General features: G+C 63.2%; 21 protein-coding genes. 10 read left to right on the top strand and 11 right to left on the bottom strand.

All coding sequences use genetic code 11. The features are described 5' to 3' along the window. The first annotated feature begins 72 nt into the window (after nt 1-72). The 3 genes from ACL9RJ_RS16235 (at nt 73) to ACL9RJ_RS16225 (ending at nt 1,806) form a co-directional block, all read left to right on the top strand. Nucleotides 73-348: a polyhydroxyalkanoic acid system family protein gene (locus tag ACL9RJ_RS16235; RefSeq protein ID WP_017126930.1), complete on the top strand. Its 276-nt coding sequence runs from the start codon at nt 73-75 to the stop codon at nt 346-348. 161 nt (nt 349-509) lie between these two features. Further along, nucleotides 510-932: a phasin family protein gene (locus ACL9RJ_RS16230; RefSeq protein WP_017126929.1), complete on the top strand. Its 423-nt coding sequence runs from the start codon at nt 510-512 to the stop codon at nt 930-932. Nucleotides 933-942: 10 nt separating this feature from the next. Then, nucleotides 943-1,806, top strand: coding sequence for a phasin family protein (locus ACL9RJ_RS16225; RefSeq protein WP_422765484.1), 864 nt, complete (start codon nt 943-945; stop codon nt 1,804-1,806). Between the two features lie 121 nt (nt 1,807-1,927). Here ACL9RJ_RS16225 and ACL9RJ_RS16220 read toward each other — a convergent pair whose 3' ends face one another. The 10 genes from ACL9RJ_RS16220 to ACL9RJ_RS16175 all read right to left on the bottom strand — a co-directional run bounded on the left by ACL9RJ_RS16220 (nt 1,928) and on the right by ACL9RJ_RS16175 (nt 14,927). Beyond that, complete coding sequence (locus ACL9RJ_RS16220) at nt 1,928-2,548, bottom strand: TetR/AcrR family transcriptional regulator (RefSeq protein ID WP_017126926.1); 621 nt, start codon at nt 2,546-2,548, stop codon at nt 1,928-1,930. Between the two features lie 63 nt (nt 2,549-2,611). Next, nucleotides 2,612-4,294, bottom strand: coding sequence for a class II poly(R)-hydroxyalkanoic acid synthase (gene phaC / locus ACL9RJ_RS16215; RefSeq protein ID WP_177083503.1), 1,683 nt, complete (start codon nt 4,292-4,294; stop codon nt 2,612-2,614). Between the two features lie 219 nt (nt 4,295-4,513). Then, nucleotides 4,514-5,371, bottom strand: a complete 858-nt coding sequence (gene phaZ, locus ACL9RJ_RS16210; protein WP_103032937.1) for a poly(3-hydroxyalkanoate) depolymerase — start codon at nt 5,369-5,371, stop codon at nt 4,514-4,516. Between the two features lie 151 nt (nt 5,372-5,522). Continuing rightward, nucleotides 5,523-7,202, bottom strand: coding sequence for a class II poly(R)-hydroxyalkanoic acid synthase (phaC, locus tag ACL9RJ_RS16205; RefSeq protein WP_017126924.1), 1,680 nt, complete (start codon nt 7,200-7,202; stop codon nt 5,523-5,525). A 242-nt stretch (nt 7,203-7,444) separates the two neighbouring features. Further along, nucleotides 7,445-7,825, bottom strand: coding sequence for a gamma-butyrobetaine hydroxylase-like domain-containing protein (locus ACL9RJ_RS16200; protein WP_017126923.1), 381 nt, complete (start codon nt 7,823-7,825; stop codon nt 7,445-7,447). Between the two features lie 109 nt (nt 7,826-7,934). Further along, entirely contained in the window at nt 7,935-9,272 is a 1,338-nt protein-coding gene (hslU, locus tag ACL9RJ_RS16195; protein WP_017126922.1) for an ATP-dependent protease ATPase subunit HslU, read from the bottom strand. A 56-nt stretch (nt 9,273-9,328) separates the two neighbouring features. Continuing rightward, nucleotides 9,329-9,859 carry an ATP-dependent protease subunit HslV gene (hslV, locus tag ACL9RJ_RS16190; RefSeq protein WP_042935626.1) on the bottom strand — a complete coding sequence of 177 codons (531 nt, stop codon included), beginning with the start codon at nt 9,857-9,859 and terminating at the stop codon, nt 9,329-9,331. Between the two features lie 175 nt (nt 9,860-10,034). Next, nucleotides 10,035-10,745: an SPOR domain-containing protein gene (locus tag ACL9RJ_RS16185; RefSeq protein ID WP_177083501.1), complete on the bottom strand. Its 711-nt coding sequence runs from the start codon at nt 10,743-10,745 to the stop codon at nt 10,035-10,037. Between the two features lies 1 nt (nt 10,746). Continuing rightward, nucleotides 10,747-12,483, bottom strand: coding sequence for an arginine--tRNA ligase (argS, locus tag ACL9RJ_RS16180; RefSeq protein WP_103032939.1), 1,737 nt, complete (start codon nt 12,481-12,483; stop codon nt 10,747-10,749). A 224-nt stretch (nt 12,484-12,707) separates the two neighbouring features. After that, a complete protein-coding gene (locus ACL9RJ_RS16175; protein WP_103032940.1) occupies nt 12,708-14,927 on the bottom strand; it encodes a primosomal protein N' in 2,220 nt (739 codons plus the stop codon). A gap of 164 nt (nt 14,928-15,091) precedes the next feature. Here ACL9RJ_RS16175 and rpmE point away from each other — a divergent pair, with 164 nt between their 5' ends. From rpmE to ACL9RJ_RS16160, 3 genes are all read left to right on the top strand, one after another. Further along, nucleotides 15,092-15,310 (top strand): 50S ribosomal protein L31, encoded by a 219-nt coding sequence (rpmE, locus tag ACL9RJ_RS16170; protein ID WP_007925855.1) that lies wholly within the window; start codon nt 15,092-15,094, stop codon nt 15,308-15,310. 49 nt (nt 15,311-15,359) lie between these two features. Beyond that, nucleotides 15,360-16,148 (top strand): thermonuclease family protein, encoded by a 789-nt coding sequence (locus ACL9RJ_RS16165; protein WP_177127958.1) that lies wholly within the window; start codon nt 15,360-15,362, stop codon nt 16,146-16,148. Nucleotides 16,149-16,331: 183 nt separating this feature from the next. Continuing rightward, entirely contained in the window at nt 16,332-17,600 is a 1,269-nt protein-coding gene (locus ACL9RJ_RS16160; protein ID WP_017126917.1) for a malic enzyme-like NAD(P)-binding protein, read from the top strand. A 92-nt stretch (nt 17,601-17,692) separates the two neighbouring features. On the opposite strand, the gene ACL9RJ_RS16155 is transcribed toward ACL9RJ_RS16160, so the two are convergent. Next, the gene (locus ACL9RJ_RS16155; RefSeq protein ID WP_370590959.1) at nt 17,693-20,125 is read right to left on the bottom strand and encodes a penicillin-binding protein 1A; all 2,433 of its coding nucleotides are present in this window, start codon (nt 20,123-20,125) and stop codon (nt 17,693-17,695) included. Nucleotides 20,126-20,331: 206 nt separating this feature from the next. Here ACL9RJ_RS16155 and ACL9RJ_RS16150 point away from each other — a divergent pair, with 206 nt between their 5' ends. Genes ACL9RJ_RS16150 through ACL9RJ_RS16135 form a run of 4 tightly spaced genes read left to right on the top strand, consistent with a single transcriptional unit; the run spans nt 20,332 to nt 23,106 of the window. Next, entirely contained in the window at nt 20,332-21,396 is a 1,065-nt protein-coding gene (locus tag ACL9RJ_RS16150; protein ID WP_017126915.1) for a pilus assembly protein PilM, read from the top strand. Then, nucleotides 21,396-21,962 (top strand): PilN domain-containing protein, encoded by a 567-nt coding sequence (locus tag ACL9RJ_RS16145; RefSeq protein WP_178990540.1) that lies wholly within the window; start codon nt 21,396-21,398, stop codon nt 21,960-21,962. The genes ACL9RJ_RS16150 and ACL9RJ_RS16145 overlap by 1 nt, the downstream gene beginning before the upstream one ends. Beyond that, nucleotides 21,959-22,582, top strand: coding sequence for a type 4a pilus biogenesis protein PilO (pilO, locus tag ACL9RJ_RS16140; protein WP_017126913.1), 624 nt, complete (start codon nt 21,959-21,961; stop codon nt 22,580-22,582). Before ACL9RJ_RS16145 ends, pilO begins: the two co-directional genes overlap by 4 nt. Further along, nucleotides 22,579-23,106 carry a pilus assembly protein PilP gene (locus tag ACL9RJ_RS16135; RefSeq protein WP_042935612.1) on the top strand — a complete coding sequence of 176 codons (528 nt, stop codon included), beginning with the start codon at nt 22,579-22,581 and terminating at the stop codon, nt 23,104-23,106. The genes pilO and ACL9RJ_RS16135 overlap by 4 nt, the downstream gene beginning before the upstream one ends. Nucleotides 23,107-23,110: the final 4 nt, after the last annotated feature.

Genomic DNA, 23,110 nt, shown 5'->3' with positions numbered 1-23,110 from the left:
GTGACCGGGGCCGATTGACGCAGCGTGGTTCAAGGCCGGCCCGGCGTATCTCTATAGAACAGGAGTCAATCGATGGCCCGGATTAGTGTCGAGCGTGCCCACCACCTTGGTCTGGCAGGCGCTCGTGAGAAAGCCGAAGTGCTGGTGCGCAAACTGGCCGAGCAGTACGGCCTGGCGCCGCGTTGGTCGGGCGATACCGTGAGTCTCAAGCGTTCCGGTGTCAGCGGCGAAGTGCAGATCGCCGAGGATCGGATCAAGGTGGATGTCGAGTTGGGCATGCTGATGTCGGCCATGAGCGGCACCATCAAGGCCGAGATCGAGAAGGCGCTGGACAAGGCCCTGGCCTGACCCGCTCCCGCCCGGGTCCTGCGCCTGAGCCCGGTTGCCACGGGCAAGGGCGACGGGACATCGTGCGGTTAGGGTGCCCATTCTAATTTTTGTCATTACTTTGTGCATGAGCCCCAATTCCTGCGGGCAGTTCCTCCAATCGTTCTCGCGTGAGGTGCACCATGGCCAAAGTCAGTCTGAAGAAAAAATCCGACGTTCAGTCCACCGCCCTGGCTGACGTGAAAGTCTATGCCCGCAAGATCTGGTTGGCGGGCCTGGGGGCCTATACCAAGGTCGGCAAGGAAGGCAGCGAGTACTTCAACGAGCTCGTGAAAGCCGGCCAAGGCGTTGAAAAAGAAGGCAAAAAGGTTGTTGATGCGAAGCTTGAAGCCGCCAACAGCCAGATCGACAACGTGAAGAACGATGTCAGCAGCCTCAGGGGCAAGGTCGAAGTGCAACTGGACAGGGTCGAGAAAGCTTTCGACAACCGTGTCGCCAGTGCCTTGAATCGCATCGGGATTCCGTCTAAACATGACGTAGAGACACTGTCTGCTAAGCTCGATGAGTTGACGGCGTTGCTCGAACGTGTCGCGCGTAAACATTAAGGAGAACGGGATGGCTGGCAAAAAGAATACTGAGAAAGAAGGCAGCTCGTGGATCGGGAAGGTTGAAGAGTATTCCCGCAAAATCTGGCTTGCTGGTTTAGGCGTGTACTCGAAGATCGACAGTGACGGCAGCAAGCTCTTCGAGACCCTGGTAAAGGACGGCGAAAAGGCCGAGAAACTGACCAAGAGTGCCGTCGGTAAAACCGTCGAGGCCGCCAAGGACTCCGCCGGTTCGGCCAAGTCGCGCATCAGCGGTGTCAAGGATCGCGCACTGGGCAAGTGGGACGAACTGGAAGGGGCTTTCGACAAGCGCCTGAACAGCGCCATTTCGCGCCTGGGCGTGCCCAGCCGCAATGAAGTGAAGGCGCTGCACAGCAAGGTCGATACCCTGACCAAGCAGATCGAGAAGCTGACCGGTCGCTCGGTGACTCCGGCCTCGACGAAACCCGCCGCTGCCAAGCCTGCGGCGAAACCGGCGGCCAAGCCACTGGTCAAGGCCGCGGCGAAACCTGCCGCCAAGCCTGCGGCGAAAACCGCGGCGGCCAAGCCGGCAGCGAAACCGGCAGCCAAAGCCGCCGCCAAGCCGGTGGCGAAACCTGCCGCCAAGCCTGCTGCCAAACCGGCAGTGAAACCCGCGGCCAAACCCGCGGCGGCGAAACCTGCAGCCAAGCCGGCGGCCAAGCCCGCGGCAAAACCAGCCGCCAAGCCGGCCGCGGCGAAGAAGCCTGCGGCGGCCAAACCGGCGGCGCCGAAGCCTGCGGCTCCCGCTGCGGCCAAGCCGGCTGTCGCACCGACCACCAATTCGGTGGCCCCGGCGACTCCAGCGACTCCAGCTGTTGCACCAGCCCCGGCGGCCTCCACGCCTCAGTCCTGAGTCGTGCACCGCTGAACGAAAACGCCCGGCCTGTGAAGGTCGGGCGTTTTTGTTTGGGTCTCAGGAGCTGTGTCGCCCGTTCCTGCGAAGGGAGTGGAACAGGCGCCGCAATACTCAGCTGTCAGTCGTGATCTTCGAGATACCGCAACGCCATCTGCTCCGTCACCACCCGCGCCGGGGGCAGCAGGTGAGGCGCCACCAGCATCATGATCTGGTACACCACCAGGCGCACTTCGCCCTCGCGCCCGATGATCCGCTGATAATCCAGCGAGAACAGCAGCGTCAGGGTGATCTGTTCCACCAACTGCCCCAGTGCCTGGGTTTCACTGACCAGAAAACCCTGGGCCTTCAGGCGCGCCAGCAGGGAGGCGAGGGTCCGCTTGAGGGCGTTGAGCAGGTTGCGGATGCCCTTGGCGAGCCTGGGCAGGCGGCCGGCGAGGTTGGACAGGTCCTGGAACAGGAAACGGTAGTGAGCCAGGCGCTCGACGATCAGGTGCAGGAAAAACCAGTAGTCCTCGGGCGCCAGTTCGACATCCGCCGGCGGGTCCAGCAGTGGCGTCAGTTCTTCCTGGAAGCGCTCGAACAGGCCGAGCACCAACGGCTCCTTGCCATGGAAGTGATAGTAGAGATTGCCTGGGCTGATTCCCATTTCATTGGCAATTTCCATGGTCGAAACATTGGGTTCGCCCTTCTGGTTGAACAGTTGCAGCGCACATTCAAGAATCCGATCGCGGGTTTTCATCCAGTCTTCTTAGGTCGATCCGGCAGTTCGTCACGGCTGCCGGGCAGCCGTGTCCGGTGATAGTCAACGCACTCGCACATAGGTGCCGGGTGCTGCCTCCATGGGTGGGTAGTTCGCATTGCCCAATGTCATCCGGGTTTCTTCCAGGGCGCCGGAGCGGGCCTGGATCCACTCCAGCCACTGCGTCCACCAACTGCCCGCCACCTGCTTGCCGTCGTAGTACCAGGCCCGTGGGTCGCTGCTGAGCTTGGGGTTGTCGATGTAGTTGGCCTTGGGGTTGTCCGGCGGATTGAGGATGCTCTGCACATGGCCGCTGTTGGACAGCACGAAGCGGCGTTCGCCACCCAGCAGCAGGGTCGAGCGATAGACCGCATCCCAGGGCGTGATGTGATCGTTGATGCCGCCGACGCTGAAACTGTCGACCGTGACCTTCTGCAGGTCGATGGGCGTGCCGCAGACTTCCAGGCCGCCGGGATGACTCAGCGGGTTGTGCTTGAAGAAATCCAGCAGGTCGCCGTGCAGCGCCGCCGGCAGGCGGGTGTTGTCGTTGTTCCAGTAGAGGATGTCGAAGGCCGGCGGTTCCTTGCCCAGCAGGTAGTTGTTGATCCAGTAGTTCCAGATCAGGTCGTTGGGCCGCATCCAGGCGAAGACCTTGGCCATGTCCCGGCCATCGAGCACGCCTTGCTGGTAGGAGCGGCGCTTGGCGGCCTCGAGGGTCTGCTCGTCGGCGAACAGGGTCGCCGGGCTGTCCAGCTGGCTGTCGAGCAGGCTGACCAGGTAGGTGGCGCTGGAGACCCGGCGCAACTGGCGCTTGGCTTGCAGATGGCCTTGCAGGGCGGCGATGGTCAGGCCGCCGGCGCAGGCGCCCATCAGGTTGACCTCGCGAGCGGCGGTGATCGCCCGGCAGACGTTCAAGGCCTCCTCCACCGCCTCGACATAGGTCGACAGGCCCCACTCGCGATGCCGTACGTCCGGGTTACGCCAACTGACCACGAAGACCTGCAGGCTGTTCTTCAGGGCGTACTGGACAAAGCTGTTGCCGGGGCTGAGGTCGAAGATGTAGTACTTGTTGATCTGCGGCGGCACGATCAGCAGCGGTTTCGCATACTGCTTCTCGCTCATCGGTCGGTACTGGATCAGTTCCAGCAGTTCATTGCGAAACACCACCGAACCCTGGGTGGTGGCCACGGTCTTGCCGACTTCGAAGGAGTGCTTGGTGACCTGGCTGGGCAGCCCGTTGTTGTGCAGCAGGTCGTTCACCAGGTGGCTGATGCCGCGCACGATGCTGTTGCCGCCGGAGTTGAACAGTTCCTTGACCGCCAGCGGGTTGAGCAGGGTGTTGGACGGTGCCACCGCATCGTTGAGCAGGGCGAAGATAAAGTGCGCCCGGGCCCGGTCGTCCTGGCTCATCTGGCTGTCGTCGATCCAGTGCCGGACCTGGTTCTGCCAGGCCAGGTAGGCTTGCAGGCTGCGTCGGTAGAACGGGTTCAGGCTCCACGCCGGATCGGCGAAGCGCTGGTCCTGGGGGTTGGGCTTGTGCGGCGTTTCGCCAAGCAGCACCTTGCCCAGCTGGCCACCCAGGGCCAGCGCGTGTCGCGCGGTATGCAGCGGATTGCGCAGGCCGTGGGTGGCGACGCTGCGCAGGGTGGAAAACAGATCCCGGCCGCGCAGACCGGTAATCGCACTTTGCGCGTTGATGAACGCGGCGGGGGTGGGCATCGAACCCGTCGCTGGTTTGTCTCGCATGAGTCAACACTCCTTCGTCATCAAGCTATCAACCAATACATCGCACCAGGTGGACGAGATCGTCGGCCCTGGCCTCTGTTGCACTCTGCCGGCGTCCTGCCGGAAGGCTTACTGCTAATTGAAGCTCCTGGGCTCTGTACGAAAACTGCCTGCGCACTGACCATGCTGCGTTGAAAACAGGCTCGCCTGATCACCGCTCGGCGAGGTCCCGTACGGACCCTAGGTACTCTTGAAGGGCGCCGGCTGCGGGTGCATGACCGCCCGCAGACGTTCTTCCTCGAGAAATTTCATGATGATGGGGGCCACGGCTTCGGCCCGGGTGATCAGGAATAAATGACCATCATCGATTATGTGTAGCTGGGCATTGGGAATACGCCAGGCCAGCAGGCGCATATTGATCAGCGGAATCAGCGGATCGTCGTCGCCGGCCAGCACCAGGGTCGGCTGGTGGATCTTGTGCAGCCAGTGGATGCTGGTCCAGCCGAGGCCGGCGAACAGTTGCCAGTAGTAGCCCAGCTTGCCCGCCGAGCGCACCTTGGCGGCGTGTTCGGCGGCCAGGTTCGGGTCGCGCCGGAACGCGCCGCCATAGATGGTCGGGGCGATGCGAATGACATGGGACGGCTGGATGTAGCGGCGCGGGCTGGCCATGTTCCACAGCACCTTGGGCTTGCCCGGGACCATGAACGCACCGGCGGCGGTGGCGGCGAGGATCAGCTTCTTGCAGCGCTCCGGGTAGTCGTAGGCGAACTGCTGGGCCAGGGCGCCGCCCCAGGACACGCCGACCGCGTTGACCTGGCCATAGTCCAGGTAATCGAGCATGCGTGCACTGAGCTTGGCCAGGCCGGGAAAGCGATAGGGGCGGTTCGGCGTGGAAGAGCCGCCGACGCCAGGGACGTCGAAGGCAATCACTTCCAGGTCCGGGTCCAGCGCCTGGACGAACGGAAACACCAGCTCCAGGTTGGCGCCGATGCCGTTGAAGATCAGCAAGGGCGTCAGATGAGGCTTGCCGGGGCGAACCGCAGTACGGATGGTCTGGCCATCCAGGTCGATGGTTCGGAAGATGAACGGTTGCGGCATGCTTGAAGCCCTGTGATCGGATCGGTTTTCTGCTTCGACGCTGTTCTTGTGGGAGCCGGGTTGCTGGCGATTGCGGCCTGTCGGTCAGCGAGTCCGCCGCCTGACACACCGCTATCGCCAGCAAGCCGGCTCCCACGGGAGGGACATGGATCTAGCGTTCGTGCACGTAGGTCCCCGGTGCCGCCTCGGCCGATGGGTAGGCCTTGCTACCCAGGCTGGTCGGCGACTTCTTCAGCTTGCCCGAGCGCTCGGCCAGCCAGGTCTGCCAGTACAGCCACCAGGAGTCGGTGTGCTTGGTGGAGTTTTCCTGCCAGTCCTCGGCCTTGGCCGGCATCTCGTCGCTGGTCATGTAGCGCGACTTCGGATTGCCCGGCGGGTTGAGGATGCTCTGGATGTGCCCGCTGCTCGAGAGCACGAACTCGACCTTGCCGCCGAACAGCTGGGCCGACTTGTAGCAGGACTTCCAGGGGGTGATGTGGTCGTTGGTGCCGGCCAGGGAGAAGATGTCGGCGGTGACTTTCTTCAGGTCGATCGGCGTGCCGCACACTTCCAGGGCATCGGCGCGTACCAGCGGGTTGTTCTTGAACATCTCGATCAGGTCGCCGTGGAACGCGGCCGGCAGGCGGGTGGTGTCGTTGTTCCAGAAGAGGATATCGAACACCGGCGGCTCGTTGCCGAGCAGGTAGTTGTTGACCCAGTAGTTCCAGATCAGGTCGTTGGGACGCATCCAGGCGAAGACTTTCGCCATGTCGCTGCCCTCCAGCACGCCGGCCTGGTAGGAGTGGCGCTTGGCGGCTTCCAGGGTCTGTTCGTCGACGAACAGCGCCACCTGGGTGTCGAGGGTGGTGTCGAGCACGCTGACCAGCAGGGTCAGGGAGTTGACCTTCTTCTCGCCGAGGGCGGCGTAATGGCCGAGCAGGGCGGTGCAGGTGATGCCCCCGGAGCAGGCGCCGAGCATGTTGACGTCCTTGCTGCCGGTGATGGCGGTGACCACGTCGACGGCTTCCTTCAGCGCCTCGATATAGGTCGACAGGCCCCACTCGCGCTGGGCCTTGGTCGGGTTGCGCCAGCTGACGATAAAGGTCTGCTGGTGGCTGCGCAGGCAGAAACGCGCCAGGCTCTTGTCCGGGCTGAGGTCGAAGACGTAGAACTTGTTGATCTGCGGCGGCACCACCAGCAGCGGGCGCTCGTGCACCTGTTCGGTGATCGGCCCGTACTGGATCAGTTCCAGCACGTCGTTGCGAAACACCACCGCGCCTTCTGTGGTGCCCAGGCTCTTGCCGACCTCGAAGGCGCCCATGTTCACCTGGCTGGGCATGCCGCCGTTGTGCACCAGGTCCTTGGCCAGGTTCGACAGGCCGTCGAGCAGGCTCTTGCCGCCGGTCTCGAAGAAGCGCTTGACCGCCGCCGGGTTGGCCGCGGTGTTGGTCGGCGCCATGGCCTCGGTCATCAGGTTGATGACGAAGTGCCCGCGGCTGATGTCCTGGGGCGAGAGTGAACTGTCACCGATCCAGTCATGGAGCTCCTTGCGCCAGGCCAGATAGGTTTGCAGGTAGCGTTTGTAGAGCGGGTTCTGGCTCCAGGCCGGGTCGCAGAAGCGACGGTCGTCGCTTTCCGGTTGCAGGCTCGATTTGCCGAGCAGCACATTCTTCAGTTCGACGCCGAAATGGGCGACGTGCTTGACGCTGTGGATAGGTTGCTTGATGGCTTGGGCCAATACCATTCGTGCAGAAGTCAGAAGGTCCTTTCTACGCAAGCCGACGACGGGGTTCAGGCCCAGGGTGTTTTCCGAGGCTTGAAGCTTGAGGTCATCGCTATTCTTGTCACTCATCTACGACGCTCCATTGTCCTGAGACGAGTACCGGGTAAGGCTGTGCGACTGGGCACAACGAATGCCAAGTACTGCTGCTCGGGTGACCGGTTGATTGCGCATCGTTAAATGCACGGAACTTGCCAGCTCCATTGGTTACCCGAGTTTAATTTTTTTCGCAAGCGGACCGAACGTCAGCCCTGCCGCCGGGTATTGGATCAGAACAAATTAGAAAATACGCCCCAAACGACAAGATGCCCGTTCTAGAGCATCAGGCGGACGATCGACTCGGATGGGTCGCGGGATTTTCCGGCGGCCTTGAGTTCGGCAAGATAATCGGCCCACAAGTCATCCTGACGACAGGCCAGCTGGTAGAGGTAGTCCCAGGTGAACAGTCCGCTGTCATGACCGTCGTCGAAGGTCAGTTTCAGGGCGTACTGGCCAGCGGGCTCGATCTTGCTCAGGCCAACACCGAGCTTGCCGAATTGCAGGATCGGCTTGCCGTGGCCCTGGACCTCGGCGGAGGGGGAGTGCACCCGCAGGAACTCGGCGGGCAGGTGGTATTCCTCGCCCGGACCGTAGCTGAGGGTCAGGGTTTTCGAGGCCTTGTGCAGGTTGATGGCGGTGGGTATCGGGGTGCTCATTGAACGCTAACCTGTGTGCAGGAGCCTCCTGGAGGAGCTGGCAAGCCGGCTCCTGCAGGGGCCGTGTTCGGCCATGAAAGCAGCGTTCCCATAAGGAACGGCGTATTCCCTAGAGGATATACCGCGACAGGTCTTCGTTCTGCGCCAATTCACCGAGGTGGCTGTTGACGTAGGCGGCGTCGATGCGAATCGGCTCGGCACCCTGGGCGCCCGCCAGGTCGCCGGCGCTGAACGAGACTTCCTCCAGCAGGCGCTCGAGCAGGGTATGCAGGCGACGGGCACCGATGTTCTCGGTCTTCTCGTTGACCTGCCAGGCGATTTCCGCGAGACGCTTGATACCGTCGGGCTGGAACTCGATGCTCAGGCCTTCGGTTTTCAGCAGTTCGCGATACTGCTCGGTCAGCGAGGCGTGGGGCTCGCTGAGAATGCGCTCGAAATCTTCCGGGCTCAGGGCCTTGAGTTCGACACGGATCGGCAGGCGGCCTTGCAGCTCCGGCACCAGGTCGCTCGGCTTGCTCAGGTGGAACGCGCCGGAAGCGATGAACAGGATGTGGTCGGTCTTGACCATGCCCAGCTTGGTGTTGACGGTGCAGCCTTCGATCAGCGGCAGCAGGTCGCGCTGCACGCCTTCACGGGAGACGTCGGCGCCGCCGACATTGCCGCGCTTGGCGACCTTGTCGATTTCGTCGATGAAGACGATGCCGTGCTGCTCGACCGCTTCCAGGGCCTTGGCCTTCAACTCTTCGTCGTTGACCAGGCGCCCGGCCTCTTCGTCGCGGACCAGCTTGAGCGCTTCCTTGACCTTGAGCTTGCGGTTCTTGCGCTTGCCCTTGCCCATGTTGGCGAACAGGCTCTGCAACTGGTTGGTCATTTCCTCCATGCCCGGTGGCGCGGAGATATCGACGCCGGCGTGTTCCGCGACCTCGATTTCAATCTCCTTGTCATCCAGCTGGCCTTCACGCAGGCGCTTGCGGAACAGCTGGCGGGTATTGGAGTCCTGGCTCGGCGCGGCGTCTTCATTGAAGCCCATGCGTGCCGGTGGCAGCAGGGCGTCGAGAATGCGCTCCTCGGCGGCGTCTTCGGCGCGGTGGCGGACCTTGACGATCTCCTGCTCGCGCAGGAGCTTGATCGCGGCGTCCGCCAGGTCGCGGATGATCGATTCGACATCACGGCCGACATAGCCGACTTCGGTGAACTTGGTCGCTTCGACCTTGATGAACGGGGCGTTGGCCAGCTTGGCCAGGCGCCGGGCGATTTCGGTCTTGCCGACACCGGTCGGGCCGATCATCAGGATGTTCTTGGGGGTTACTTCGACGCGCAGCTCTTCGGGCAACTGCATCCGGCGCCAGCGGTTACGCAGCGCAATGGCAACGGCGCGCTTGGCATCGTCCTGGCCGATGATATGGCGATTGAGTTCGTGGACGATTTCGCGGGGAGTCATGGACATGATATGTGGGGTCCTCAAGCGGTAGTGATCAGCGTAGACACAGGTCTGGCACTGCTTTATTCCGCGAGGTCCTGCTCCTCAATAGTGAAGTTGTGATTGGTGAATACGCAAATATCACCGGCGATCCCGAGGGCGGTCTCGACGATTTCCCGGGCCGACAGTTCGGTCTTCTTCAGCAGCGCGCTGGCCGCGGCCTGGGCATAGCCACCGCCGGAGCCCATGGCGATCAGGCCGTGTTCCGGTTCGACGACATCGCCGTTGCCGGTGATGATCAGCGAAGCGTCCTTGTTGGCGACCGCCAGCATGGCTTCCAGGCGGCTCAGGGAGCGATCGGTACGCCACTCCTTGGCCAGTTCGACGGCGGCCCGGACCAGATGGCCCTGGTGTTTTTCCAGCTGGCCTTCAAAACGCTCGAACAGGGTGAAGGCATCGGCGGTGGCCCCGGCGAAACCGGCGAGCACCTGGCCATGGTAGAGGCGACGGACTTTTTTCGCGTTGCCCTTCATGACGGTGTTGCCCAGGGAAACCTGGCCGTCGCCGCCCATGACGACTTTGCCGTGGCGACGAACTGAAACGATGGTGGTCAAGGGAGAGTCTCCACGCAGCGGGGCGAAAATGCCTGATGGAAACTGATATGGGGATGGTGCCGGGATTTTCAACCGGAAGTAGGGCGGAGGGACGAATGGTGTAGGAAGGAGGGATGGATCTCGTCGTGCAATTCAACCGCGGGAGCCGGTTTGTCGGCTCCCGCGGGTTCGGCTTTCAGCGACTCTGGCGCTGTTGTAACAATAGGTTGCTGAAACCGCTGCCGGCCAGCTGTTTCTGCGCGGTGGTCAATTGTTCGCGGTTGCTGAACGGGCCGACCAGTACCCGGTACCAGGTCTCTTCCTTGACGGTGCCGGACTCGACCGACACCGCCTGGCCGAGCAGGATGATCTGCGCGCGGACCTTGTCGGCATCGGCTTCCTTGCGGAACGAGCCAGCCTGCAGGAAGAACTGCGTCACCGCGGCCGGTGCCGGCTTGGCCACGGGTGGCGGCGGTGGCGGGGTGATCCCGGCCAGGGCCGCCTGGGCGCGCGCGGTGTCGATCTTGGCCGCTTCGGCCGGGGTCACCGGCGTGGTCGGCGTCGGCACGGTCTGCGGCGTCGGCAGGGTCTTCTCCGGCACGGCTTCCGGCGGCACGATGACTTCCGACTCCGGCAGCAGGGTGTAGAAGTCGTACTTCGGCTTCACCGGCTGGGTCGGGCTCGGCGGGGTCTTGTTGGCCTCGGCGATCTTGGTCGCTTTCTGCTGTTCCTGCTTGACCCGCTTGACGTCATCGCCCTTGCCCGGCTCGAGTTTCATCAGAAACACGATAAAGGCGCCCACGCCCAGCCCGATGGCCAGCCACAACCAGCCCGGGATCGGCTTCTTCGCAGGAGCTTGGTAACGGCTGGCGCCACGTTTGGGTGCGGGTTTTTTCTTGGCAGCCAACTTACATACGCTCCAGAGTTTCCAGGCCCAGCAGCTCCAGGCCTTGCTTGAGGGTGCGGCCGGTCAGCGCGGCGAGACGCAGGCGGCTCTGCATCCGCGCCGGGGTATCGGCGGTCAGGATCGGGCAGTTCTCGTAGAAGCTGGAGAACAGGCCGGCGACATCGTACAGGTAGGTGCAGAGGATGTGCGGCGTGCCTTTGTCGGCGACGCTGTTGAGGACTTCGCCGAATTGCGCCAGCCTGGCCGCCAGTTCCTGCTCATGGGCGGCTTCGAGCACGATCTGGCCGTCGACTTCGCTGAAGTCCTTGCCCAGCTTGCGGAACACACCGGCCACTCGGGTGTAGGCGTACAGCAGGTACGGCGCGGTGTTGCCTTCGAAGTTGAGCATCAGGTCGAAGTTGAAGCTGTAGTCGCTGGTGCGGTGTTTGGACAGGTCGGCGTACTTCACCGCGCCGATCCCGACGACCCTGGCGATGTCGCGCAGGTCGTTCTCCGGCAGATCCGGGTTCTTTTCCCTGACCAGGTTGTAGGCGCGCTCGCGGGCTTCGGTCAGCAGGTCGATCAGCTTCACGGTGCCGCCGTCGCGGGTCTTGAACGGCCGGCCGTCGGCGCCGTTCATGGTGCCGAAGCCCATGTGCTCCATTTCCATCGGATGGCCCACGAAGCCGGCCTTGCGTGCCACGGCGAACACTTGCTGGAAGTGCAGGGCCTGGCGCTGGTCGACGAAATACAGCGCGCGGTCGGCCTTCAGCACATTGCTGCGGTAGCGCACGGCGGCCAGGTCGGTGGTGGCGTAGAGATAGCCGCCGTCGGCCTTGACGATGATCACCGGCAGTGGCTCGCCGTCGGCGTTCTTGAACTCGTCGAGGAACACGCACTGGGCGCCGTTGCTCTCGACCAGCATGCCCTTGGCCTTGAGGTCGTTGACCACGTTGACCAGGTCATCGTTGTAGGCGCTTTCGCCCATGACATCGGCCATGGTCAGCTTGACGTTGAGCAGTTCGTAGATTTTCTGGCAGTGGGACAGCGAGATGTCCTTGAAGCGGGTCCACAGCGCCAGGCAATCCGCATCACCGGCCTGCAGCTTGACCACCAGGCCACGGGCGCGGTCGGCGAACTCGCTGGACTCGTCGAAGCGCTGCTTGGCGGCACGGTAGAAGTTCTCCAGGTCCGACAGCTCGTCGCTGGTGATCGGGTTTTCCTGCAGGTAGGCCATCAGCATGCCGAACTGGGTGCCCCAGTCGCCGACGTGGTTCTGGCGGATCACGGTGTCGCCGAGGAACTCCAGGACCCGCGCCACGCCATCGCCGATGATGGTCGAACGCAGGTGGCCGACGTGCATTTCCTTGGCGAGGTTGGGTGCCGACAGGTCGACCACGGTGCGCTGCGCCGGGCCGGCCTTGCGCACGCCGACACTGGCGTCGGCCAGTGCGGCATCGAGGCGCGCGGCCAGGGCCTGGGTGTTCTGGAAGAAGTTGATGAAGCCCGGGCCGGCGATTTCCGCCTTGCTGACGTTTTCATCGGCCGGCAGTGCGGCGATCAGCTTTTCCGCCAGGTCGCGCGGCTTCAGGCCGGCGGGTTTGGCCAGCATCATGGCGATGTTGCTGGCGAAGTCGCCGTGGGTCTTGTCCCGGGTATTTTCGACCTGGATCGCCGGCGTCAGGCCATCAGGCAACACACCTTCGTTGACGAGTTGGGTGAGGGCTTGCTGGATCAGCTGGCGAATGGTGTCTTTCATGGTCTTCTCTTTCGACCGCAAGCGCGGCGGCGCTTCGATGCGCAGGTGGAAAAACTGGGCATTATCCGTTGCCAGGGCGAGCTTGCCAACCGGTTGCGGACTTGTGGTGGTACGCAGGCCTCCCTTCGCGGGCAAGCCCGCTCCCACAAATTCGTGTCATACACAAGATTTATACTCAAGCCTGACCTGTGGCAGCGGGCTTGCCCGCGAAGAGGCCATCCCGTTCAGTACAAGTCCACCGGATCGACATCCAGCGACCAGCGCACCTGGCGTCCGCTGGGCATCTGTTCCAGCGCCAGCAGCCAACTGCTCAGCAAGCGGTGCAGCGGCGCCCGGGCATTGGCCTGCAGCAGCAATTGCGCCCGATAGCGTCCGGCCCGGCGCTCCATCGGCGCCGGCACCGGCCCCAGCAGCTCGATGCCGCCCAGGCTCATGTCCGCCAGCAGGCGTTCGGCCTCGCTGCAGGCTTCATCGAGGAAACCTTCGGCCTGCCCGGGCTTATGGGCTTCGGCGCGCAGCAGTGCCAGGTGGGCGAAGGGTGGCAGGCCGGCGGCGCGGCGCTCGCTCAAGGCCTGTTCGGCAAAGGCGAAGTAACCCTGCTCGGTGAGCTGGATCAACAGCGGATGGTCCGCCAGGTGGGTCTGGATAATGACCTTGCCCGGCTCCTCCGCGCGTCCGGCCCGGCCGGCCACCTGGACGATCAGTTGCGCCATGCGCTCGCTGGCGCGGAAATCGCCGGAAAACAGCCCGCCATCGGCATCGAGGATCGAAACCAGGGTCACCCGCGGGAAGTGGTGCCCCTTGGCAAGCATCTGCGTGCCCACCAGGATGCAGGGCTGGCCTTTCTGGATCGTCGCGAAGAGCTGGTTCATCGCGTCCTTGCGCGAGGTGCTGTCACGGTCGACCCGCAGTACCGGGTAATCGGGGAACAGGATGCCCAGCCGCTCTTCGGCGCGCTCGGTGCCGGCGCCCACCGGGCGCAGGTCGACCTTGCCGCATTGCGGGCAGTTGCGCGGGACGCGTTCAACATGGCCGCAGTGGTGGCAGCGCAGTTCGCCATAACGCTGGTGCACCGTCATGCGCGCATCGCAGCGCTCGCACTCGGACATCCAGCCGCAATCGTGGCACAGCAGGGTCGGGGCGAAGCCGCGGCGGTTGAGAAACACCAGGACTTGCTGGCCTGCCGCCAGGGTCTGGCCGATGGCTTGCTGCATCGGTCCGGAAATGCCGCTGTCCAGCGGGCGACTTTTCACGTCCAGGCGCAAAAAGCGCGGCTGCCTGGCGCCGCCGGCCCGCTCGTTCAGGCGCAGCAGGCCGTAGCGACCGATATAGGCGTTGTGCAGGCTTTCCAGGGACGGGGTGGCCGAGCCCAGGACGATCGGGATGTTTTCCTGCCGGGCGCGCACCAGCGCCAGGTCGCGGGCGTGATAGCGCAGGCCTTCCTGCTGCTTATAGGAGCCGTCGTGCTCTTCATCGATGATGATCAGCCCGGGATTCTTCATCGGCGTGAACAGCGCCGAGCGGGTGCCGATGATGATATCGGCCTCGCCGTCCCGTGCCGCGAGCCAGGCATCCAGGCGCTCGCGATCATTGACCGCCGAGTGCAGCAGGGCGATCCGCGCGTTGAAGCGTTGTTCGAAGCGCGCCAGGGTCTGGGGGCCGAGGTTGATCTCGGGGATCAGCACCAGGGCCTGTTTGCCGGCTTCGAGGGTTTCGCGGATCAGTTGCAGGTAGACCTCGGTCTTGCCGCTGCCGGTGACGCCGGCCAGGAGAAAGGCGTGGAAACTGTCGAAGCCGGCGCGGATCGCCGTGCAGGCGGCGCGTTGTTCGTCATTGAGCGGCAGCTCCGGTTGCGCCAGCCAGTGTTCGTGGCGCTCGCCGGGGGCATGGCGGCGGATCTCCACCTGCACCAGGTCCTTGGCCAGCAACAGGTCGAGGCTGTCCTTGCTCAGCATCAGTTTGCTCAGTAGCTGATGAGCGACGCCGTGTGGGTGCTGGGCCAGCGTGGCCAGGGCTTCGCGCTGGCGCGGTGCGCGGGCGATGCGCGGGTCGTCGAGCCTGGCGCCGGGTGCGATCGACCAGAACCGTTCCTGGCGCGCCTCGGCCGGTTCGCCCTGGCGCAGCAGCACCGGCAGGGCCCAGCTCAGGGTGTCGCCGAGGCTGTGCTGGTAATACTGGGCCGTCCACAGGCACAGCTTGAACAGCGCGGGCGGCAGCGGGGGCGTGGCATCGAGCAGGGCCAGCGCCGGCTTGAGCTTTTCCACCGGCACTTCGCTGTGGTCGGTGACTTCCACCAGGATGCCGATCATTTCCCGGCGGCCGAACGGCACCCGCAGGCGCATGCCGGGATGCAACTCACTGCGCAGCACGCCCTGGGGCGCGCGGTAATCGAACAGGCGGCGCAGGGGGGAAGGCAGGGCAAGGCGCAGAATGGCGTCGGGCACGCGGTTTTCTCGGGTGGTGTAATGAAGAAGGGCGGGAGCCTAGCAGACGGCCGGTGTGCGTGACAGCTTGCTTCATTTTGCAGGGCTGGTATTATCGCCGGCCAAATTACGTGCGGTGTTCAACAATAGTGTTGGGCGGCGGCACGCTAGCCGAGGAAGTCCCCATGAAAGCTGATATCCATCCAGAATACCCAGCAGTTGCCGTTACTTGCAGCTGCGGCAACAAGTTCGAAACCCGTTCGACTTTCGCCAAGCCACTGGCAATCGACGTGTGCAACGAGTGCCACCCGTTCTACACCGGTAAGCAGAAGACCCTGGACACCGGCGGCCGCGTTCAGAAGTTCGCCGATCGTTTCGGTGCATTCGGTGCGAAGAAGGCCTAAGGCTCTTTTTCCTGGACGGCCTGCTGGGCTGCTCCACGCTGAGAGCTTCATGCTGCAAAAAAAGGCGCTCCTTGTGGGCGCTTTTTTTATGGGCGCGATTTGGCAGGCGCAGGCTCAGGCGTTCTGTCCTGCAGTGCCAGGCGCTGCGCGGGTCGAGGTACAGCGGGTCATCGACGGTGACACCGTGCGTCTGAAAGATGGTCGTAGCGTGCGCCTGATCGGCATCAATGCACCGGAACTGGGGCGCAAGGGGCGGGCCGCCGAACCCTTTGCCGAGGCGGCCCGCCAGCGTCTCCAGGGCCTGGTGAAGGAAAGCGGCAGCCAGGTCGGGTGGGTGGCAGGTCGCGAGCGCCGCGACCGCTATGGCCGCATCCTGGCGCATCTGTATGGTCGCGACGGCATGAATCTCGAAGCGCGGCTGCTCGCCGAGGGCTTGGCTTACCAGGTGGCCGTCGCGCCCGACGACGATTTGTTCGAATGCCAGCAGCTCGCCGAGCGCCAGGCCCGGCAGCTCGGGCTTGGGCTGTGGAAACGTCCCTCTGTACTGAAGGCGGATCAGATCAGGAAGCCCGGTTTTGCCCTGCTCAAGGGGCGTGTGAGCAATATCCGACGCAATCGTGGCGGGTTATGGATCGAATTGCAGGGGGCAGTTGTACTGCATGTCGCACCCGATCGGCTGGAGCGATTCGACTCCGTCTCGCTCGAGGCGCTCAAGGGCAGGCAGATCGAGGCCCGTGGCTGGCTGGTCGAGCGTGGTGGTCGAGGCGCGCCGCGCCAGCGGGGTGCGCGCTGGTTGTTATCGCTGAATCATCCCGGAATGCTTCAGGTAGCCCGTTGAGAAAAAATTGTAGACATTTTTATTGTCGATTGTGAACAGTTTGGCCCTTGTGTTACGCGGCTCTTGGGCCAAAGTCGTAGGGTGCGGCCCTTGACACCTGTGACTGGTCAGTCTTGTGAGGACTTTGCGACACGCGTATCCTCGGCGGTCCGTCAGTCCCACAGTAAAAAGCGGAATGCCCACATGTCAGATTTGAAAACTGCCGCTCTCGAATATCACGCCAATCCTCGTCCGGGGAAGCTGAGCGTCGAGCTCACCAAAGCCACTGCCACCGCCCGCGACCTGTCGCTGGCCTACAGCCCTGGCGTCGCCGAACCAGTGCGTGAAATCGCCCGCGATCCTGAGCTGGCCTACAAGTACACTGGCAAGGGCAACCTGGTTGCAGTCATTTCCGATGGCACCGCGATTCTCGGCCTGGGTAACCTCGGCCCATTGGCCTCCAAGCCGGTAATGGAAGGCAAGGGCGTGCTGTTCAAGCGTTTCGCCGGTATCGACGTGTTCGACATCGAAGTCGACTCGGAAAGCCCGCAAGCCTTCATCGACACCGTCAAGCGTATCTCCATCACCTTCGGTGGCATCAACCTGGAAGACATCAAGGCACCTGAGTGCTTCGAGATCGAACGTGCCCTGATCGAGCAGTGCGATATCCCGGTGTTCCACGATGACCAGCACGGTACCGCGATCGTGACCGCCGCCGGCATGATCAACGCCCTGGAAATCGCTGGCAAAACCCTGCCTGAAGCGAAGATCGTCTGCCTGGGCGCCGGTGCCGCCGCCATCTCCTGCATGAAATTGCTGGTGAGCATGGGCGCCAAGATCGAGAACATCTTCATGGTTGACCGTACTGGCGTGATCCACGCCGGCCGTGACGACCTGAACCAGTACAAGGCGGTATTCGCCCACGCGACCGACAAGCGCAGCCTGGCTGACGCCCTGAAGGGCGCTGACGTGTTCGTCGGCCTGTCCGGTCCGAACCTGCTGGACGCCGAAGGCCTGCTGTCCATGGCGGCCAACCCGATCGTGTTCGCCTGCTCGAACCCGGATCCGGAAATCTCCCCGGAGCTGGCCCACGCCACCCGTAGCGACGTGATCATGGCCACCGGCCGTTCGGACTACCCGAACCAGGTCAACAACGTCCTGGGCTTCCCGTTCATCTTCCGTGGTGCCCTGGACGTTCGCGCCAAGCGCATCAACGAGGAAATGAAAGTGGCCGCGGCCAACGCCCTGCGTGAACTGGCCAAGCTGCCGGTGCCTCAGGAAGTGTGCGACGCCTACGGCGGCATCAAGCTGGAATTCGGTCGTGAATACATCATTCCGAAGCCGATGGATGCCCGTCTGATCACCTTGATCTCCGACGCCGTGGCCAAGGCCGCGATCGAGACCGGTGTGGCGACCCTGCCGTATCCGAAGAACTACCCGCTGAAAAGCGTGGATGACGTGTTCAACGGCTAAGCCGTCGTAGCGTCAAACAAAAAGCCCCGGCTCGAGAGAACCGGGGCTTTTTTGTGGGTGGCGTTCGGGCGGTGGTGAGCCGCCCGGCAGGATCAGAACAGGTCGATCGGTGCCGCCTCGTCCGCCGGCAGCGGGCTGCCCGGGGCGCTGCCGCCATTGCCCAGCTCATTGACCGATGGCGGCGTGTCTTCGCTCTTGAACAGCTCGAAGTAGGCATTGGGCGTGCCCGGTGTGGCCGCGCGGCCGCTGACCGGATCGACCCGCAGGCTGAGGATGCCTTCCGGCTCCGCCTGGGTGTGCGGCGGCATGCCCTTGAGCGCCGCGCCCATGTAGTCCATCCAGATCGGCAGTGCCACCGTGCCGCCGAACTCGCGGCGACCGAGGCTCTCGGGCTGGTCGAAGCCGGTCCAGACGGTGGTGATGTAGTCGGCGTTGTAGCCGGTGAACCAGGCGTCCTTGGATTCGTTGGTGGTACCGGTCTTGCCCGCCAGGTCGCTGCGGCCCAGGGCCAGGGCGCGACGGCCGGTGCCGAGCTTGATCACGTCCTCGAGCATGCTGTTGAGGATGTAGGTGGTGCGCCCGTCGATGATGCGTTCGGCGACGGCCGGAGCCTGGGCCGCGGGAGCAGGTGCCTCGCCGGTGCTGTTGACGGTAAACGTCGGCTGGCTCGGTGCCGCGATGCCGCTGCTGGCCGCTTCGCCGGTCGGTACGCTTGGCGGGTTGGCGACGAACAGGGTATCGCCGTTGCGGCTTTCGATCTTGTCGATCAGGTACGGCGTGATCTTGTAGCCGCCATTGGCGAAGGTGCTCCAGCCGGTGGCGATTTCCATCGGCGTCAGGGTCGCGGTACCCAGGGCCAGGGACAGGTTGCGTGGCAGGTCCTGCTTGTTGAAGCCGAACTTGGCGATGTAGTCGATGGTCTTGTCGACGCCCAGGCTTTGCAGCAGGCGAATCGAGACCAGGTTGCGCGACTTGTACAGCGCCTCGCGCATGCGGATCGGGCCGAGGAAGGTGTTGGTGTCGTTCTTCGGCCGCCAGACCTTGTCCAGGTACTCGTCGACGAACACGATCGGGGCATCGTTGACCAGGCTGGCCGGGGTGTAGCCGTTGTCCAGCGCCGCGCTGTAGATGAACGGCTTGAAGCTCGATCCCGGCTGGCGCTTGGCCTGCATGGCGCGGTTGTAGTTGCTCTGCTCGAAGGCGAAGCCACCGACCAGGGCGCGAATCGCGCCGTTTTGCGGGTCAAGGGAGACCAGCGCGCTCTGGGCTGCCGGCATCTGGCTGAATTTCAGGCTGTTGTCGGCCTGGCGCTGGACGCGGATCAGGTCGCCGACCTGGGCGACATCGGACGGCTGCTTCGGTGCCGCACCCAGGCTGTTGGTGTTGAGGTACGGACGCGCCCATTTCATGCTGTCCCAGGCGACGAGTTCCGGACCGTTGCGGGTCAGGACGTGCAGCATGTTCTTGTCCACCTGGGTGACGATCGCCGGTTCCAGGCCGCTGATGGGGCGCTGCTTGCCCAGCTCCGCGATCCAGGCGTCGCGGGTCTTGCCCGGCAGGCGCGACTCGGGGCCACGGTAGCCGTGGCGCTGGTCATAGGTGATCAGGCCTTCCTGGACGGCATGGTTGGCCAGTTCCTGGAGGTTGCTGGGCACCGTGGTGGTGACGCGGAAACCTTCGGTGTAGGCCTCGCTGCCATAGCGGCCGACCATTTCGGCGCGGGCCATTTCGGCGATGTACGGCGCGTTCACTTCCGGCGTCGGCACGTGGTAGCTGGCGTTGATCGGCTCGACGATGGCGGCCTGGTAGGCGGCTTCGTCGATCTTGCCGAGCTTGTACATGCGTCCCAGGATCCAGTCGCGACGCTCCTTGGCGCGGACCGGGTTGGCCAGCGGGTTGAAGCGCGACGGAGCCTTGGGCAGGCCGGCGATCATCGCCATCTGGGCCAGGGTGATGTCCCGGATCGATTTACCGTAATACACCTGTGATGCGGCTTCGATACCGTAGGCGCGGTTGCCCAGGTAGATCTTGTTCACGTACAGCTCGAGGATTTCATCCTTGGTCAGCTGGCGTTCGATCTGCAGGGCAAGAAGAATCTCGTTGGTCTTGCGCGAGAAGCTACGCTCGCTGGACAGGAAGAAGTTTTTCGCCACCTGCATGGTGATGGTACTGCCGCCGGACTGGATGTGCCCGCTCTTGACCAACTGGGTCGCGGCACGCATCAGGCTGCTGGGGTCGACGCCGTAGTGGTTGGCGAAGTTGTCGTCTTCGGCGCTGAGCAGGGCATTGATGAAATTCGGTGGGATGTCGGCGAAGCGAATGGGTGAACGGCGCATCTCGCCGAATTCGGCGATCAGCTTGCCATCGCTGGTGTAGACCCGGAGCGGAATCTGCAACTGGATGCTTCTCAGCGTCTCCACGGACGGCAAGCCCGGACTAAGATAGAGAAATGCACCGCTCAGGACGAGCAACAGGCCGCAGAACACGGCGACGAAAGACCACCCGAAAAACTTCAGCAGACGAATCAAGGCTTGTGGATTTCCAGATAAAAGAATGGGTTAGGCGTCAGGCTAAATTCACAGCAAGCGCTGGTTCGACGGCTCGGAGAAAAACGTGGGCATTATAAGCATTTTTTGGTGTTGAGCGTCATTTGCGCTTATGTCAAGACTGCTATTAAATGCCCATTATCATAAAGGGTCCGTAAGTCGCGGATAGTAATAGGGAATCGGTAGTGCTTGGACTCTTTGGCAAAAAAGCGCATTCGCTCCTGGGGATCGACATCAGTTCCACCTCGGTAAAACTCCTCGAATTGAGCCGTTCAGGCAATCGATATCGGGTCGAGTCCTACGCCGTGGAACCGCTGCCGCCTAACGCCGTGGTCGAGAAGAACATCGCCGAGCTCGAAGGCGTCGGGCAGGCCCTGGCACGGGTGCTGCTCAAGGCCAAGACCAGCGCGCGCCACGTCGCGGTCGCCGTGGCCGGTTCCGCGGTGATCACCAAGACCATCGAGATGGATGCCGGGCTTTCCGATGACGACATGGAAAGCCAACTGAAGATAGAAGCCGACCAGTACATTCCCTATCCCCTCGAAGAAGTGGCCATCGACTTTGAAGTCCAGGGTTATTCGGCGCGCAATCCCGAGCGCGTCGAAGTACTGCTGGCCGCCTGTCGGAAAGAAAACGTCGAGGTGCGCGAGGCGGCCCTGGCCCTGGCCGGGCTCGATGCCAAGGTGGTGGATGTCGAGGCCTATGCCCTGGAGCGCTCCTTTGGCCTGCTCGCGGCACAGCTGGCCAGCGATCACGACCGCTTGACGGTGGCGGTGGTCGACATCGGCGCGACCATGACCACCCTCAGCGTCCTGCACAACGGCCGGATCATCTACACCCGCGAACAATTGTTCGGCGGTCGCCAGCTCACCGAGGAAATCCAGCGGCGCTACGGCCTGTCCAACGAAGAGGCGGGCCTGGCGAAGAAGCAGGGCGGCCTGCCCGACGACTATGTCGCCGAGGTCCTGCAGCCCTTCAAGGATGCCGTGGTCCAGCAGGTGTCGCGTTCCCTGCAGTTCTTCTTCGCCTCGGGCCAGTACAACGATGTCGACTACATCCTGCTTGCCGGTGGCACCGCCTCGATTGCCGGCCTCGATCACCTGATCCAGCAGCGGCTCGGTACGCCGACCCTGGTGGCCAACCCTTTCGCCGACATGGCGTTGAGCAGCAAGGTCAATGCCGGGGCCCTGGCCAGTGACGCGCCGGCCCTGATGATCGCCTGCGGTCTGGCGTTGAGGAGTTTCGACTGATGGCGCGGATCAACCTTCTCCCCTGGCGCGAGCAACTGCGTGAAGAACGGCGCAAGCGCTTCCTGACGGCCCTGGTCGGTGTGCTGGTGGCGGCTGTCGGCCTGGTCCTGATGACTGACCAGTACATCAGCAATTCCATCGATCACCAGACCGCGCGCAATGCCTACATGAACAAGGAGATCGCCCAGCTCGATGCGCGCATCAAGCAGATCAGCGAACTCAAGGCGCGTCGCCAGCAATTGATCGAGCGGATGAAAATCATCCAGGACCTGCAAGGCAACCGGCCGATCAGCGGGCGGATCTTCGATCAGCTGGCGCGAACCCTGCCTGATGGCGTGTATTTCACTGAAGTGAAGATGACCGGCAAGACCATTGCGCTTACCGGCGCGGCGGAGTCCAACAACCGGGTCTCGGACCTGATGCGCAACCTCGACGCTTCCGACTGGCTCGAGGCGCCGAGCCTGACCGAGGTCAAGGCGACGACGGCCGGCGCGGTCGACCAGGCGAACGTGTTCCAGCTGAGCGTGCGCCAGACCCAGCCACCGGTTCCGGGGGCTGGCAAATGAATGTTTCCGAATGGCTGGAAAACCTGCGCAAGATCGACCTCGCCGATCTCGACATGCAGAACATCGGCTCCTGGCCCGCGGCGGTCAAGGGCGCCTGTGGCGTCATCGTCGCCGTGCTGGTGCTGACGCTGGGCTACAACTTCTATATCAAGGACCTGACCGACCAGCTGGATCAGCAGCGGGCCACGGAAGTCACCTTGAAGGAGCAGTTCGCGACCAAGGCGCACCTGGCGGCGAACCTGGAAGCCTACACCCAGCAGATGCTCGACATGGAGGCGTCCTTCGGCGCGCTGCTCAAGCAACTGCCCAGCGATACCGAGGTGCCCGGGCTGTTGGAAGACATCACCCGGACCGGGCTTGGCAGCGGACTGGAGTTCGAAGAGATCAAGCTGTTGCCCGAGGTGGCGCAGCAGTTCTATATCGAGCTGCCGATCCAGATCACCGTGACCGGCGCCTACCATGACCTGGCGACCTTTGTCAGTGGCGTGGCCAGCTTGCCGCGAATCGTCACCCTGCACGATTTCGAGATCAAGCCGGTCGCCGCGAACAATGGCAACAAGCTGCGCATGAGCATTCTCGCCAAGACCTATCGCTACAACGACAAGGGGCTGCAGAAATGAGCGGCTTGCGTGGGTTGTGCGTAGCGATGGTCGCGGTGCTGCTGGCCGGCTGTGGCAACAGCAATGACTTCAGTGACCTGGACGCCTACATGCGTGAAGTACGCGCGCGTCCGGCCGGCAATATCGAACCGACACCGAAGTTCATTTCCTACGAGGCGTTCACCTACAACGCCTCGTCGCTGCGCAGTCCGTTCCAGCCGCCGGTCAAGATCGACCTGGTGAACCGCCAGAAAGGTTCCCACGAGGTCAAGCCGGATCCGAACCGGACCAAGCAGTTTCTCGAAGGCTTCAATATCGAGCAGTTCGAGATGGTCGGCACGCTTTCCAATGCCAGCGGTACCTACGCCCTGTTGCGCGGGGCCGGTGGCGTCCATCGTTTGAAAGTGGGTGATTACCTGGGGCGCAACGAGGGCCGGATCGTGGCCATCACCGACTCCCAGGTCGAGGTGATCGAAATCGTTCCGGACGGTGAAGGCACCTGGCTGGAACGGCCGCGCACCATCCCTTTGAAAGAGCACTCATAGTGGA

Source organism: Pseudomonas sp. Mn2068, from assembly GCF_049319725.1.
Classification (GTDB): Bacteria; Pseudomonadota; Gammaproteobacteria; order Pseudomonadales; family Pseudomonadaceae; genus Aquipseudomonas; species Aquipseudomonas gingeri.
The sequence above is the reverse complement of the archived record's forward strand: the minus strand, read 5'-3'. Positions and strand labels throughout refer to the sequence as shown.